A 15,405-nucleotide genomic window follows, 5' to 3' on the forward strand; every position below is an offset into this window, starting at 1 on the left:
TCGTCAAAACTTTCTAAGCATTATTTTAGCAGGCTTGTCAGACTGCGTGCTGTGAAATCCACCATGGGTACGACACGGGCATAGTTCAACCTTGTCGGGCCAATAACACCGACAACACCAACAACACGCCCTTCCCCATCCCTGTAGGGCGCGGCTATCACAGACGAACCAGAAAGCGAAAACAATTTATTCTCTGCGCCAATGAAAATTCGTGTTGATTTTGCTTCACGGGCGGTTTGCAACAAACCCGCTATCTCCTGCATTTCCTCCAATTCACCCAGCAATTTGCGAACACGTTCCAGATCAGCCACGGCCTCATTATCCAGCAAATTTGCCTGACCGCGTACGATAAGCACAGGCCGCTCGCTGCTATCTTCCGACCAGATGGCAATACCTTTGGCCACTAAGTCAGCGCTGACCGCATCAATTGCGCGGCGTTCTTTCATAATCTCGTCCAGCATAGCCGATTTGGCTTCCGACAGGCTCCGTCCAGCAAAATTGGCTGTAATAAAATTGGCCGCTTGCTCCAAGGCAGAGGCAGGCAAAGGCGCATCGACATGCAGGATGCGGTTTTCAACGCTGCCGTCTTGATCGACAATAACCGCCAATATTTGATAGTCGGACAGCCGCACGAAACTGCATTGACGCAATATAGGTTCACGTTGCGGCACCATGACCACACCTGCACAGGCTGACAGGCCAGACAAAGCTGTAGTCGCAGCAGCCAGCGCATCCTGTATCGGTCCATCACCCACCATTTGCCGCGATATAATCAGCTGTTCCTCAGCGCTCGGCTCGGCAACCTGCATCATGCCATCGACAAACAGCCGCAACCCCAATTCCGTGGGCATACGGCCAGCACTTGTGTGCGGGGCGGCCAATAATCCAACTTCTTCAAGGTCTTGCATAACATTACGAATTGACGCCGGTGACAGATTGACGTCAGAATTTTTGGAGATAGTGCGCGATCCGACAGGGCTGCCGCTTTCAATAAAATTTTCAACAACGACGCGGAAGATATCACGTGTACGGCTATCAAGATCATGCAATGGGGTCTCTGTCATGGGCATTATCTAGAGTGTGTCAGGCTATTGCTCAAGTTCTACAGCCAGTTAATTAGCATCAATGACCAAGCAAGCGGCAATAAATCGGCTGGCCAGGCAAGGCGACTTATTATAACGCACTGCACCAAGACCCATCATCAGGAGAATCACCCAATGTCTACCCGCCCATCAGGCCGCGCGCCCGACGAAATGCGCGAAATCACTGTTGAAACCGGCTATACCAAACATGCGGAAGGCTCTTGCCTGATCAGCTTTGGCCATACCAAAGTCTTGTGCACAGCCAGTATTGAAGAGCGTATCCCGCCATGGTTGCGCGGCAAGGGCGAAGGCTGGGTTACTGGAGAATATTCCATGCTGCCACGCTCTACCCATACCCGCAGTTCACGCGAAGCCGCGCGAGGCAAGCAATCTGGCAGAACACAAGAAATTCAGCGGCTTATTGGACGTTCTTTACGTGCAGTTGTGGATTTGAAAGCCTTAGGTGAGCGGCAGATCACATTGGATTGCGACGTCATTCAGGCTGATGGCGGCACCCGAACGGCCTCTATTTCTGGTGCGTGGGTGGCGCTCCGCCTTGCCGTCAATACATTGCTTGACCAGAAGCTGATAGACAAAGACCCTATCACCCAAAAAATTGCCGCTATTAGCTGCGGTATTTTCAAAGGCACGCCGGTTCTCGATCTGGATTATGATGAAGACAGCAACGCCGATGCTGACGCCAATTTTGTATTGATAGGCGATGGCAATATCGCAGAAGTGCAAGCAACAGCGGAAGGCGCGACCTATGATGAGGAAGCGTTGCTGCGATTGTTGCGCCTTGCACGCATGGGCTGCACGGATATTTTTGCCGCCCAAGAAAAAGCGACCAGCTAATCACCAGCCAATATGCCGTCATGCTGGAGGGATTCCGGTATGGCGGCATGAGAGAAATATGACCCAGCGCAAACTCACACCCGGCCGCCTGATCATCGCCACCCATAATAAGGGCAAGCTGGCTGAGATTGATGCCTTATTGGCGCCATATGGCATGACGACCGAGGCAGCAGGTGATTTGGGACTGGATGAGCCGGATGAAACAGGCACGGCCTTTGCCGAAAATGCACTGATCAAGGCACAATCAGCCTGTGACGCAACCGGATGTGTCGCATTAGCGGATGATAGTGGGCTATGTGTTGCGGCTCTGGGCGGTGCGCCCGGTGTTTATACTGCGGATTGGGCTGAACGACAGCCATTTGAAGCTGGCGCATTGGGTGGTCCGGGCCGTGACTGGTATCTGGCAATGGGCAAGGTAGAGGGCAAATTGGCGGAATTGGGGCCAGATGCGGACCGCAGCGCCTATTTTGTATCAACCCTTGCCTTGGTCTGGCCCGATGGTGAGCAATTGGTCGTTGAAGGCCGCGCTCAGGGTCATCTGACATGGCCACCACGTGGAACCTTGGGTTTTGGGTATGATCCGGTCTTTGTGCCTCAAGGTTTTAAACAAAGCTATGCCGAGTTGGGCCCGGAACATAAGCTGGAATATGATCACCGTGCGGCGGCTTTTGCCAAATTGGTCGCTATGGTATTTTAAACTAACATATATTAGCCCAACTCAACCTTTTAGCGGGTCGCGGCCGACAATATTGCCGCCGGGGCTATAGCGACAGACCAGATAGTCATTTTGCCGATTGCTGGAGAGTGCGCAGCCGACTTTCGTGGTGCTTGGCCAAATAATTTGGGTGTAATGGCCGACATCGCCCCAATTGCCGGTGCGGCTATTGTTGGGAAATATGCCATTTTTATAGTCTTTGCGCTCATCAATCCAAGCATTGACCATCTCGTCATAGGAAAAGGCAGTGCGCGTGCCCATCCACAGATTTTCTCCTTCAGCATTATAGCCGCCATTGGCGGGGTCATGCTGAAAGCGGCCGGTACGCGCTAAAGTGTCTGCATAGGTCTTTGCTGATGCGACCAGCGCGTTATCCCAAACCAAAGGCGGGGCATTGACGGCCCGACGCGCGGCATTATGGCGCGTCATCATAGATTGCTTCAATGCGCTATCACTGCGCCGTGCCTCACTGCCGTCATAGGCGGATTGTATAATTGGCGGCGACTGGGACGGCGATCGGCTAGCTGTGCTTGCCTCAGTAGTGGGATTACCAGCGGGAATACAGCCAAGCATTACTGGCGTAAGAGCGGCCAAAAGGATAAGAGCGCGTTTCATATGGCCATATCTACACCAACAAATATGAACGTTACGCAAATGCAAGCGGCACAAAGCAACAATTTGGCGCTATATATCCATTGGCCCTTTTGCGTGTCAAAATGCCCTTATTGTGACTTTAACAGCCATGTTCGTGACAAAATAGACATGACGTCATGGCGCCATGCATTATTGGCCGATATGGCTCATGAGGCGGCTTTGCTGCCCGACCGGACACTCACTAGCATCTTTTTTGGCGGTGGTACGCCCAGCCTGATGCCCCCCGAGCTGGTGAGCGACATCATTGCGCAAGCAGCACTTCATTGGCGCTTTTCTGATGATATAGAAATTACGTTAGAGGCCAATCCATCTTCGGTTGAGGCCGCTCGCTTTGCTGACCTTGCACAGGCGGGCGTCAACCGTGTCTCTTTGGGAATGCAGAGCTTTGATGATGCTGAACTCAGCTTTTTAGGCCGCGCCCATTCGGCAAAAGAAGGCTTAGCAGCGCTGGACACTGCACAGACCCACTTTGGGCGCGTTACCTTTGATCTGATTTACGCTCTGCCCGAACAGTCATTGGAAGACTGGCAGGCCATGCTCGCCAAGGCATTGGCGTTTGGAACGGGGCATTTATCGCTCTATCAACTTACCATAGAGCCCAATACCCGCTTTGCCAGCGATGTACGCCGTAATGTGTTTGCGCCGATGGATGATGAACGCGCCGCTGATTTCTATCTTGCAACCGCTCAGCAAACGCAGGCAGCCGGCCTTAATGCCTATGAAATCAGCAATTATGCCGCATCACAGCAGCAAAGCCGCCACAATCTGACCTATTGGCGTTATGGTGACTATGCTGGCATTGGCCCTGGCGCACATGGGCGGCGTGGCGGCATGGCAACCGAGCGTCATAAAAAACCGGAAAATTATCTCTCCGCCATTGAGCGCAACCAACATGGTATGAAGGTTGAAAATCTATTGACGCCAATAGAGGCCGCGCAAGAAGCTGTCCTAATGGGGTTACGGTTAATGGAAGGCATTGATTTACATGCTTTAGAGCAGCGCTTCAAGCTTGCGAGAGAGAATATTATTGATATGGAAAGCCTTGCTATATTGACCTCCCAAAATATCTGCACTTTCAATGGCAATATATTGAACATAAATGATGAAAGCAGATTATTGCTGGATGGCATCTTAGCGCAGATATTGCGTTTCAGCCCGCAAACTATGGTCTAATCCTATAAAGGCTGTTAGGCTGTTCACATGAGCCAATCCATGGTTATCACCCGCTGGCAAGAGCATTTGCAGCGTGACAAGCGCAGGTCACCACATACTGTGCGTGCTTATGTCGCTACGGCGCAAAGACTTATGGAAGGCGTGCCGTCATTATCAGACTGGCAGAGCATAGCCGCTTTGTCACCGCAACAGATCCGCAGCTTTCTGGCGTCACGCAGGATGGACGGCATAGGCAATCGCAGTATTGCACGTGAACTGTCAGTCATCCGCAATTTCGTAGCTTTTGCCGCAAAGCAATGTGAATTGTCAGGTCAGAAACCCCCAAAAGCCAAACCTATGCCGCGTGGCCCAAGGCTGAAGCGAACATTGCCGCGCGCTGTCACCCCCGATGCCGTCATGCTCTTGGCGGGCGCTGTGCGTGATTTACATGATGAACCATGGCTGCAAGCGAGAGACTGGGCTATTCTGTTATTGCTATACGGCGCTGGATTGCGGATTAGTGAAGCGCTCTCCCTGAATAGCGATGCCTTGCCCCTTGGCGAAACGCTGGTTCTGACTGGCAAAGGCAATAAGCAACGCGTTGTTCCCTTATTGGATACTGTACGCGATGCTATCCATGGCTATGCCGAGCAATGCCCATTTATAGACACAACCGGCCCATTATTCCGCGGCGCGCGCGGTGGCCGGTTGAACCCAGCGATCATAAGGCGCGCCATGCAAGCGGCACGCACTGCGCTCGGCCTGCCAGATGGCACCAGCCCCCATGCCCTGCGACACAGTTTTGCCACGCACTTACTCGGCGCAGGAGCAGATTTGCGCAGCCTGCAAGAGCTACTCGGCCATAGCAGCCTTAGCTCAACGCAGATTTATACAAAAGTGGATGCGGCGCAACTTCTGGATGTCTATGAAAATGCGCACCCAAGAGCTTGATTAAAAATTATAACTTGGATTCTATTGCATCCCAAATCATCGCACCGCAGTTCACACCATCAAAGTCATCAATGGCAACTATTCCAGTTGGTGAAGTCACATTTATTTCGGTCAACCATTTGCCACCAATCACGTCGATGCCCACAAAGACCAATCCGCGTTTTTTAAGCTCAGGGCCCATGGCGTCGCAGATTTCCTGCTCTCTTGGAGTCAACTTTGTGGCTTCTGCATAGCCGCCTTGCGCCAGATTGGAGCGAAACTCCCCTTCCCCGGGCTTACGATTGATTGCGCCGACCACTTCGCCATCGACCAGAACAATGCGCTTATCACCCTCTTGGACCTCGGGCAGGAAGGGTTGCACCATATGCGGTTCAGGCCAGGTCTGGTTAAACATCTCCATCAATGCCGATAGATTGCTACCATCCGCAGGCACCTGAAATATCGCTTTTCCGCCATTACCGTGCAGCGGCTTCACCACAAGAGCGCCATGCTTTGCCTGAAAATCGCGAACCTCGTCCAGTGAGCGCGTGATGAGCGTTGGCGGCATAAACTCCGCATAATCCAGCACAAACACCTTTTCAGGCGCATTGCGCACTGAAGCAGGGTCATTAATCACCAATGTTTCGCCCGCTAATCGCTCCAGCAAATGGGTTGCGGTGATATAGCCCAGATCAAAAGGCGGGTCTTGCCGCATCAAAATGACGTCAATATCGCGGCCCAGATCGAGTGTGACAGCATCGCCTTTGGTGAAATGGTCGCCCTGCACCTTTTGTACCGTCACAGGATGGGTCTTAGCGCGCACACGGCCAGCCTCATAGGTCAGGGTTTCAACATCATAATGGAAAAGCACATGCCCGCGGGCCTGTGCAGCCAGCATCAATGCAAAACTGGAATCGCCTTGAATATTAACGCTTTCAATGGGGTCCATCTGTACTGCAACGCGCAATGCCATTTTATTCTCTCCGCAAAACATAGTGATTTGGCACCTGACCTAATGGCCATCATGCCAGACATTCACCAAATGGCGCGGCCAGCGGCGCGGTGCAACCAATATTACGTCAATGGACACGCTTTCGCCTTTGCTCGCATAAAGATGCGCTACTGACTCCGCAGCCGCCGCCACCCTTTTCAGCCGGTGATGGTCTATAGCATCGCGCAGGGCCGCAGCGCTGCTCCGCCGTTTCACCTCTACAAAGGCCACGGTGCCGAAGCGTTTTGCGATAAGATCAATTTCACCACGCCGAGTTTTCACTCTGCGCCCGACAATCCGCCACCCTTTCATCATCAAATAGAATGCGGCAAGCGCTTCGCCGCGTCTGCCTTGTTTTTCAGCGTTCTGACGGCGGTTATAGCCGGGCATTACACACCCTTTTTGATGGTCAAAGCCGCATCATAAAGCGATTTACGATCAAGGCCAAAAAGCTGTGCAACATGCGACGCTGCCTTGCCAGTAGACATATTGTTCAATGCATCGGCCAGCGCCTTTTGCACTGCCTCATCATCAACCTTAGCCGCCACCACAATAGGCGGACCGACAATGATACAAATCTCACCCTTCACGCTGTTCTGGCCATAATATTTAGCAAGCTCGGCCAAAGTCCCATTGCGGCATTCTTCAAATTTCTTGGTGATTTCCCTCACTACCGCAGCTTCACGCCCTGGCCATAAATCGGCCATGGCGGCAAGAGCATCACCAAGCCGCTGCGCAGATTCGTAAAATATCAACGTTGCATTAAGGGCAGTATATTGCTGCAATTCATCACTTCTGGCCTTGGCTTTGTTGGGCAAAAAGCCAGCAAATAAGAAACGATCGCTGGGCAGACCCGATAAAACCAAAGCGGTCACAAAGGCGCTTGCCCCCGGTACGGCATGAATATGTACGCCCGCTTCACGTGCCGCCCGCACCAGCTTAAACCCGGGATCACTGATAAGCGGCGTACCCGCATCACTAACCAAAGCGATGGCGTGTTCACTTGCCAAAGCCAGCAAATTTTCACGGTCTGCGACCTTGCTATGGTCATTATAACGCAATGTTGGCGTCGTGACGTCAATGTGCCGCAAAAGCCTGCCAGTCACCCGGCTATCCTCACATGCGATAAATTTTACATCGCGAAGCGTCGCAATTGCGCGTCCACTAATATCAGAAAGGTTGCCGATTGGGGTCGCAACAATGTACAGACCGGGTTCAAGTTCATGATTCATAAGTCACCAATGACGCAATAAATTTGGGCATGGACCATAAGGTGGGGAACGAACAAGTGAAAATCTCTGGCTGGAGCCGTAAAGGACGTTTGGCAATTGCCGCAACCATGTTGCTGGCACTGGCAGGCTGTAAATCGATAATACCATCTGGCGATGGGCCGCGCACATCTGAAACGCCTGTTGAAGCGCCCGATACTGGCGAGCAACCCATCGACAATGTGGTAGCAGCAGACAATCAGCGCCACCGGATCGCACTTTTGCTGCCATTGACTGGGTCAAATTCCAATATTGGCCTCTCTCTGGCGAATGCGACGACATTGGCTCTGCTTGATACCAAGGCTGATAATATTCGCATAACCCGCTATGACACCGCCAAAGGCGCTGGTGCCGCTGCGAAACAGGCCATTGCAGATGGCAACAGCCTTATCTTGGGCCCCTTATTGGCAGATAATGTCCGCGCGGCATCTCGCGTGGCCAGCCCTGCTGGCGTACCCATTATCAGCTATTCCAATGATGTCAGTGTTGCTGGCACCAATACCTTTATCATGGGTTTTGTGCCGGATCAGTCTGTTGAACGGGTCGTTGCTTATGCACGCTCGCAAGGGCTTTCACGCTTTGCCGGCCTTACACCAGAAGGCGTTTATGGCCAACGCTCTGCCTCTGCTTTGCTGCGCGCTGTAAACAATTCGGGCGGTTCAGTCGTCAGAATGGAAAGCTATAACCGCACAGGTGCATCGCTGCGTTCAGCCATCAATAAAATGCGCAATGCACAAAATTATGATGCCCTGCTGATCGCGGACAGCGGTCAGACAGCGATTCGCGCTATTCCGCTTATCCGGCAGAGCAGCGGCCCAGATGCACGTATATTGGGCACAGAATTGTGGAATACTGACAATAACCTTCAAGGCGCACCTTCTGCGCGTGGCGCATGGTTTGCCAGTGTTTCGGACGGATTATATAAACAATATGCGACCAAATATCGCGAACGTTTCAGCACATCGCCATTCCGGCTTTCCAGCCTAGGCTATGACAGTGTGCTGCTGACCTTCCGCATCGCGAGGAACTGGGAAGTGAACACACCTTTTCCTATCGACAGATTGCGCGACTCAGGCGGCTTTGTCGGTTTGGATGGCGCTTTCCGCTTTGGCCGTAATGGCGTTGCGGAACGTATGCTTGAGGTTCAGGAAGTGCGCACAAGCGGCTTTGCTATCATCTCTGCAGCGCCGCGCAGTTTCGATAACTGATAATATTTATGAAGAATATTATGGTATGACTGCTTAGCGGCAGCCACACCATTATTCTTGCACTTAGGTAATGGTCTGGCCGGTTTTGGCCCAGTCTGCCATAAAGCCCTCAATGCCTTTATCAGTCAGCACATGCTTGAAGAGCCCGCGAATAACGCTTGGCGGCATTGTGGCAACATCTGCACCAATACGCGCCGATTCCAACACGTGGATGGGGTTGCGGATAGACGCGACCAAAATCTCTGTATCAAACAGATAATTGTCGTATATCAGTCGGATATCTTCGATCAGACGCATGCCGTCAAGGCCATTATCATCATGACGACCAACAAATGGTGAGATAAAGGCGGCCCCTGCCTTGGCAGCCAAAAGCGCCTGATTGGCAGAGAAACAAAGCGTTACATTGACCTGACAGCCATCATCACTCAGCTTTTTGCAAGTTTTGAGGCCATCAATTGTCAATGGCACTTTGATAGCCACATTATCCGCCACTGCGCGCAGAATGTCGGCCTCTTTCATCATGGTTTCATGATCGAGAGCGACCACTTCTGCTGAGACTGGCCCATCAACCAAGCCGCATATCTCTTTAACGACAGGAATAAATTCCCGTCCTGATTTGTGGATTAAAGAAGGGTTGGTGGTAACCCCGTCGAGCAAGCCAGTGGCAGCCAGATCGGCAATTTCGGCGGTATCGGCAGTATCAACAAAAAATTTCATATTCCGGCGTCTCCTGAACGGGTTTTGCATCAGTTTAATAGGGAACGATTCGCACTGTGGTATAGCGGCCATGCTTATCAGCCGCTATAGGATTGCCTATGGCGCATGGTGATAACTCAGAGATTGCAAAGGGACAGCCTCGCCCGCAAGACAAACAGCAGCAAAAGCAAAACTCCGGCAAAGATATTAAGTTGAAACAGCGTGTCAGTGTCGTTTTGCTGACCAATATTATTGGTCCGTTGGATTATAGCGTCAAAGACGGCATGACATTGGCGCCAGGCGATATTGTAACTGTACCATTAGGGCCGCGCGCATTAACTGGCATTGTCTGGGATGATGAGAGCCTGTCTGAAAATGCGATGGCAAGCCCGCCGGTCGAGGCAAAGAAGTTGCGGCCCGTGACAGCAAAACTAGATATCCCGCCACTTTCACCCAAGATGCGGCAATGGCTGCTTTGGGTATCGCAATATTATATGGCACCCCTGCCCAATATTTTGCGCATGGCTGTTCCGGGTCCTGCAATGGCCAATGATGTACGGCCCATGGTGGAATATAGCCTGAATGATCAGCGTCCCGAGCGCATGACCAGTGCCCGCGAAAAGGTTTATGCGCATTTGCAAGGGCAACAGGGCAGCCTGTCTGACCTTGCGCAAAAAGCGAATGTTTCAGATGCGGTATTGCGCAATTTGGTCAATAGCGGTTTTTTTGAGCGTCATTTGGTGCCGGTAACAGCCCATTTCCCTCTACCTGATCCTGAATTTGGTCCTGTCGATCTCAGTGAAGCGCAGATTGCCGTATCGGCCGAATTAAGAGAAGCCGTAGCGACTCGCCAAGACCAACCGATAATTCTTGATGGCGTTACAGGTTCAGGCAAAACTGAAGTCTATTTTGAAGCAATAGCCGAGGCGTTGGATCAGGGCCGACAAACCCTTATTCTCTTGCCGGAAATTGCTTTAACGCAACCATTTCTGGCACGGTTTGAAAAACGCTTTGGCGCAATGCCGGTGGCATGGCATTCCGGTTTAAAACAGTCCGAACGGCGCAGAGCATGGCGCGCCATCGCCAACGGAACCGCCAAGGTCGTGGTCGGAGCGCGCTCCTCACTTTTCCTACCTTACCCAGAACTTGGCCTGATCATCATCGATGAAGCGCATGAGGTTAGCTTTAAGCAGGATGATGGCGTACGTTATAATGCACGTGATGTCGCGGTTATGCGCGGCCAGTTTGAGAAATGCCCCGTCATATTGGCAAGCGCAACACCGGCTATCGAAACCCATCATATGGGGGAAACGCAGCGATACAAGCGCTTGGAATTACCCTCTCGCTATGGCGGCGCGGCATTGCCAGATATTATAGCCGTTGATTTGCGCGAAACACCGCCAGAACGCGGCCAATGGCTAGCGCCCCCTCTTGTTGAAGCACTTGAGCAAAACTTAACAGATGGGCACCAGTCCTTATTATTCCTTAATCGCCGCGGCTATGCGCCGCTTACTCTGTGCCGCACCTGCGGTCACCGTATCGTCTGCCCCAATTGCAGCGCTTGGATGGTGGAGCATAGGTTAAGTGCTAGGCTGGCCTGCCATCATTGCGGCCATGTCATGCCTCCTCCCGAAGCATGCCCCGAATGCGGGGAAGAGGATTGTCTGGTCGCATGTGGGCCTGGCGTAGAGCGCATTGCCGATGAGGTGAAAGCCCATTTCCCCGGAGCACGGACAATGTTGGTGACGTCAGATACCATTTGGTCACCTGCACTGGCTGCTGAATTTGTTGCAAAGGTTGAGAATGAAGAAGTCGACATCATTGTCGGCACGCAGTTGGTCACAAAGGGCTATCATTTCCCGAAGCTGACCTTGGTAGGTGTAGTCGATGCCGATATCGGCCTTGAAGGCGGTGATCTGCGCGCCAGTGAACGTTCCTTCCAACAAATAACGCAAGTTTCAGGACGTGCTGGCCGTTCGGAAGACCCCGGAAAAGTCTATATTCAAACCCGAAACCCAGAAACGCCGGTTATGGCGGCATTGCTGGAAGGGGACCGTGACGGCTTTTACACCGCAGAAATCGCATCGCGTGAGCTGGCTATGATGCCGCCATTTGGACGATTGGCCGCGATTATTATTTCTTCAGAGAGTGAACAAAGCGCACGCTCTCTGGCTGACCATCTTGGCCAAACTGCGCCGCGCCTCAAGGGCTTTGATGTCTATGGACCAGCCCCCGCCCCGCTGGCAATTTTGCGCGGCCGCTATCGCTATCGCTTATTGGTGCAGGCCAAACGCACCACACCGTTGCAACAGATTATCAATGACTGGCTGGCCAATATCACCATCGCCCGCGACGTTCGCCTAGCGATTGATGTTGACCCTTATAGTTTTGTATAGCCTCTCAATCATCATTTTCGGCTGGTAATCATCGTACCAGTCGATAGTGAAGGCCATAATCTCGGGGGGATTTATGCCAAGACGCGCCAAATCAATATTTGCCATGCTGCTCTTTTGCATCGCTGTCATGGTGCAGACTTCGCCCGCCCTAGCAGAGCCTGAAGATATTCGCTCAAGCGCGCGTTCGGTTGTGCGGGTGATATTGGTTGAACGCACGCAGGAGCAGGTGTCCTTTATCGGCCATGGCAGCGGATTTGCGATTGCCCCCAATCTGATCGTCACCAATGCGCATGTGGTTGCCCCGACCATTGAGAATAGCGAAATTATTATCGGTATTGTCCCATCGGAAGGCAGTGAGAGCTATGGCGGCCGCGTCATTGCCTATTCACCGCGCAACGATCTCGCTCTCATCCGCATGGATGGCGGAAGCCTGCCTCGCCTGACATTATATACTCCAGAAGCCTCAGACGGCTCGCGCGTATTTGCTATTGGCTATCCAGGAGCCGTTGACCGCGCATTGGGTCTCACCATCGGCGATCTGGTAGAGCCAGGCGTTCCGGTCAAAACACCCGGCACAATATCCGCTGGACGCAGCCCAAAGGAATTTGATTCGTTGCTGCACACAGCGCCCATGGCGCAGGGCAATAGTGGTGGACCATTGGTAGATGATTGCGGCCGCGTTGTGGGTGTCAACAGCTTTGGCACCCTGTCAGACGGAAGTGACGCAGAATTCGCATTCGCTGTATCAAACCGCGAAATTATTCCCTTTTTGCGGGACGCGGGTATTGCTCCAGCAATATCTGCCAGCCCTTGCCTCTCGTCCAGTCAGATAAGCCAAGCCGAGACACAGCGAACATTGGCGCAATTGACCAGCCAGAACACATCACAAATATTGGAAGCAGAACAGCGCCGCCAGCGGGAAGAAGCAATGACGCGCAAGGTGGATCAAGAATTGCGCAGCGAGCGGGAAAATTATCTGCTGATTGCCATTGGTTTTGCCCTTCTCGCCAGCTTTGGCGGCAGTGCCGCGCTGATATTCTTCAGTCAGCCCAACATGGCGTCCATGCGAATCGCCCTTGCTGGAACACTGGTTGCACTCATAGCGGCAACAGTTTCCCTATATTTGCGCCCATCATATGATGAGTTTCTGGAACGATTGGCCGCGGCCCGCGATGCAACAGATATAGAAACCAGCGAAACGCAGTCCAGCAGCAAAGCGGTGGGCAATAACATCTGCAAAATTAACCGCGAACGTAGCCGTATGACGGTGAGCAATATTAGCGAATTGTCCTTGCGTTGGCAGCCTGATGGCTGTGTCAACGAACGGACGGTTTATGCGCGTGATGGAAATAATTGGCAGCGTGTCTTTGTTCCTAATAATGAACAGACGATTTCGATAAACAGCTTCGACCCCAATAATGGTGAATTTCGCATCACACGCTATTTAGTGGATCGTGCCATGATGGAAAATGCGCGCAATATGCGCCAGGCTTTAGGGGATTTACAATGTCCAGCCAATGCTCAGCAGCGCAATGAGCTTCAAGGTTTCCAATCCAGATTGGAAGAATTTTTACCCTCATCACCAAATGAAATATTGGTGTTTTCCTGCACACCAGAAGAGTAAAATATAGCCGCGCTTTCTTCTAGTTTTAACTGGACCGGCTTTTACGTATTGATGGAGGGCGGCACAGTGTGGCCAGCGGCCATGCACGTATCTATCAATATATTGTCGTCAAAAGATATTACATTCTGGTAGCATATCGTGATTCGCAAAGAGGGGGTGATCATGTTGAGGGCGTTGATCTTTGGTTTTTTGGTTTTTCTGGCTTTCCCAGATGGGAATCCGGCACAGGCCAATGATGTTGATGTCGCAAAGCGCGGAGTAACAAGGGTTATTGTTGCCACCGAATTGTCCGATGGACGTTCCGGTCAAAGCTTTGGCAGCGGTTTTGCCGTGGGCCCTGATAAAATTGTCACCAATGCCCATGTCGTGCGGTTGGCACGGCAATATCCCCGCAACTCTTTGCTTGTGGTTGTCCCATCAGAGGGTAGCAAACCATTTCTCGCACGGATTGAAGCCTTTGATGCCAGCAAAGATCTGGCACTGCTAACCGCAATCAATGCCAATTTGCCACCTCTCACAATCTTTTCTGGCACGTTGGAAAGCGGCACTGATGTTGCAACATTGGGCTATCCCGGCAATGTCGATCAAGCAACCATCCGCAGCATTCGGGGCTTTATAACACCGCAAGAGCCGGTTCTGGCTGAAGGCAATTTCAGCAATATTCGCGATATCAACAATATCGAAGCCTTGATCCACAATGCCAATATTGCCCGCGGCAATAGCGGCGGACCGTTGGTTGACGAATGCGGCCGAGTTTTGGGCGTAAACACCTTCCAGACCGCCAATGAGAGCGGAGACAGTTCTTTCGCTTTTGCCAGCTCCGCGCGTGAATTAATGCGGTTTCTGCGCCGTGCAGGTGTGACCGTCCAAACCATCGCAGAGCGCTGCATCACGGCTGCAGAATTTGCTGCGATAGAGACTGAACGCAAAAATGCCGAAGAACGCGCGCAAAAAGAAGAAGCTGACCGACTAGCAGCAGAACAGCGGGAAGCAGAAGAAAGAGCAGAGGAAGCTGCTGAGCGTGAAATATCTGCCGAGCGGGAGCAATTGCTATTCCTTGCCATGGCTTTGCTGGTTGGCGGCGCATTGGCTATTGGCGGCGGACTGATGGTTATTTCTCAAGGGAAAGGGAAAGGGAAAAAGCAGAATAATCAGACAATGGGCGTCATTCTTTTATCTGTGGGTGCCTTGATGGTTTTTGGAGGATTGTTAGCATTTTTACAGCGGCCAGAATTAAGTGATCGTGAAATCAAAAGCCGCATTCAGAGCCAGAATATTGCCAGTACAGACAGCGAAAGCGACAGCCTATTATCCGATGTGCCGGCAGATGAGGAGTTTGTCCTTCCTCATAGTTCTGCCAAAGACGAGGAGGAGGATGAAGGCGCGGTCCCTGCTGCAAATAGCAGTGGAATTGAAGGCGATCTCATCTGTGTTATCGACCGTAGCCGCAGCCGAATAACGACGACTGTGACTGACGACATTCCGTTCAATTGGAAAGATGGTGGCTGCGTCAATGGTCAAACCCAATATGCCCGCACGGATGAGGCGGGCAAATGGAGCCGCTTGCTGGTGCCAAATCAGGACCGGACAGTATCCCGCCTGACATTCTCACCCGGTCAATCGGAGCTAGTGCTAGAAAAATATGCGCTCAGTCTTTCGGCTATAGAAGATGTGCGCGACATGCGGGCCCAAATTGACACAAAATCCTGCACAGCCAGTGATGACGCAATAGACCGTCTGGGCAAACAACAGGCGGAAATAGACTCTATCTTGCCGCAATATAGCGAGAAATTGGTGTATAATTGCCGCTGAATAGGCACGCGCATCGCACCGG

14 protein-coding genes are annotated in these 15,405 nt (G+C 52.1%); 8 read left to right on the plus strand and 6 right to left on the minus strand.

Annotated features, from left to right (window positions below; all coding sequences use genetic code 11):
* Positions 1–20: 20 nt before the first annotated feature.
* On the minus strand, positions 21–1,064 hold the full coding sequence (hrcA, locus tag ACR9YC_RS07725; RefSeq protein WP_438725975.1) for a heat-inducible transcriptional repressor HrcA: 1,044 nt from the start codon (positions 1,062–1,064) through the stop codon (positions 21–23).
* Between the two features lie 153 nt (positions 1,065–1,217).
* On the opposite strand from hrcA, the gene rph reads away from it, so the two are divergent.
* Positions 1,218–1,937 carry a ribonuclease PH gene (gene rph, locus ACR9YC_RS07730; RefSeq protein ID WP_438725977.1) on the plus strand — a complete coding sequence of 240 codons (720 nt, stop codon included), beginning with the start codon at positions 1,218–1,220 and terminating at the stop codon, positions 1,935–1,937.
* A gap of 58 nt (positions 1,938–1,995) precedes the next feature.
* A complete protein-coding gene (locus tag ACR9YC_RS07735; RefSeq protein WP_438725979.1) occupies positions 1,996–2,634 on the plus strand; it encodes a non-canonical purine NTP pyrophosphatase in 639 nt (212 codons plus the stop codon).
* A gap of 21 nt (positions 2,635–2,655) precedes the next feature.
* Here the strand turns inward: ACR9YC_RS07735 and ACR9YC_RS07740 are convergent, their stop codons facing one another.
* Positions 2,656–3,267, minus strand: a complete 612-nt coding sequence (locus ACR9YC_RS07740; RefSeq protein ID WP_438725981.1) for a CAP family protein — start codon at positions 3,265–3,267, stop codon at positions 2,656–2,658.
* Here ACR9YC_RS07740 and hemW point away from each other — a divergent pair, their 5' ends adjacent.
* Complete coding sequence (gene hemW, locus ACR9YC_RS07745) at positions 3,268–4,479, plus strand: radical SAM family heme chaperone HemW (RefSeq protein ID WP_438725983.1); 1,212 nt, start codon at positions 3,268–3,270, stop codon at positions 4,477–4,479.
* Positions 4,480–4,506: 27 nt separating this feature from the next.
* The gene (locus ACR9YC_RS07750; protein WP_438725985.1) at positions 4,507–5,409 is read left to right on the plus strand and encodes a tyrosine recombinase XerC; all 903 of its coding nucleotides are present in this window, start codon (positions 4,507–4,509) and stop codon (positions 5,407–5,409) included.
* Positions 5,410–5,416: 7 nt separating this feature from the next.
* Here the strand turns inward: ACR9YC_RS07750 and gshB are convergent, their stop codons facing one another.
* Genes gshB through rsmI form a run of 3 tightly spaced genes read right to left on the minus strand, consistent with a single transcriptional unit; the run spans position 5,417 to position 7,611 of the window.
* Positions 5,417–6,361: a glutathione synthase gene (gene gshB / locus ACR9YC_RS07755; RefSeq protein ID WP_438725987.1), complete on the minus strand. Its 945-nt coding sequence runs from the start codon at positions 6,359–6,361 to the stop codon at positions 5,417–5,419.
* A 39-nt stretch (positions 6,362–6,400) separates the two neighbouring features.
* A complete protein-coding gene (locus ACR9YC_RS07760; protein ID WP_438725989.1) occupies positions 6,401–6,769 on the minus strand; it encodes a YraN family protein in 369 nt (122 codons plus the stop codon).
* Positions 6,769–7,611 (minus strand): 16S rRNA (cytidine(1402)-2'-O)-methyltransferase, encoded by an 843-nt coding sequence (gene rsmI / locus ACR9YC_RS07765; protein WP_438725991.1) that lies wholly within the window; start codon positions 7,609–7,611, stop codon positions 6,769–6,771. The genes ACR9YC_RS07760 and rsmI overlap by 1 nt, the downstream gene beginning before the upstream one ends.
* Positions 7,612–7,652: 41 nt before the next feature.
* Here rsmI and ACR9YC_RS07770 point away from each other — a divergent pair, with 41 nt between their 5' ends.
* Positions 7,653–8,855 carry a penicillin-binding protein activator gene (locus ACR9YC_RS07770; protein WP_438725993.1) on the plus strand — a complete coding sequence of 401 codons (1,203 nt, stop codon included), beginning with the start codon at positions 7,653–7,655 and terminating at the stop codon, positions 8,853–8,855.
* A 63-nt stretch (positions 8,856–8,918) separates the two neighbouring features.
* Here the strand turns inward: ACR9YC_RS07770 and fsa are convergent, their stop codons facing one another.
* Positions 8,919–9,572, minus strand: a complete 654-nt coding sequence (gene fsa, locus ACR9YC_RS07775) for a fructose-6-phosphate aldolase (protein WP_438725995.1) — start codon at positions 9,570–9,572, stop codon at positions 8,919–8,921.
* Positions 9,573–9,763: 191 nt separating this feature from the next.
* Here fsa and ACR9YC_RS07780 point away from each other — a divergent pair, with 191 nt between their 5' ends.
* The 3 genes from ACR9YC_RS07780 (at position 9,764) to ACR9YC_RS07790 (ending at position 15,383) form a co-directional block, all read left to right on the plus strand.
* Entirely contained in the window at positions 9,764–11,947 is a 2,184-nt protein-coding gene (locus ACR9YC_RS07780; protein WP_438731692.1) for a primosomal protein N', read from the plus strand.
* Between the two features lie 73 nt (positions 11,948–12,020).
* Complete coding sequence (locus ACR9YC_RS07785) at positions 12,021–13,571, plus strand: S1C family serine protease (protein ID WP_438725997.1); 1,551 nt, start codon at positions 12,021–12,023, stop codon at positions 13,569–13,571.
* Positions 13,572–13,733: 162 nt separating this feature from the next.
* Positions 13,734–15,383, plus strand: coding sequence for a trypsin-like peptidase domain-containing protein (locus ACR9YC_RS07790; RefSeq protein WP_438725999.1), 1,650 nt, complete (start codon positions 13,734–13,736; stop codon positions 15,381–15,383).
* Positions 15,384–15,405 lie beyond the last annotated feature (22 nt).

Origin of the sequence: Parasphingorhabdus sp. DH2-15 (assembly GCF_051668705.1) — a bacterium.
Lineage (GTDB): Bacteria > Pseudomonadota > Alphaproteobacteria > Sphingomonadales > Sphingomonadaceae > Alterisphingorhabdus.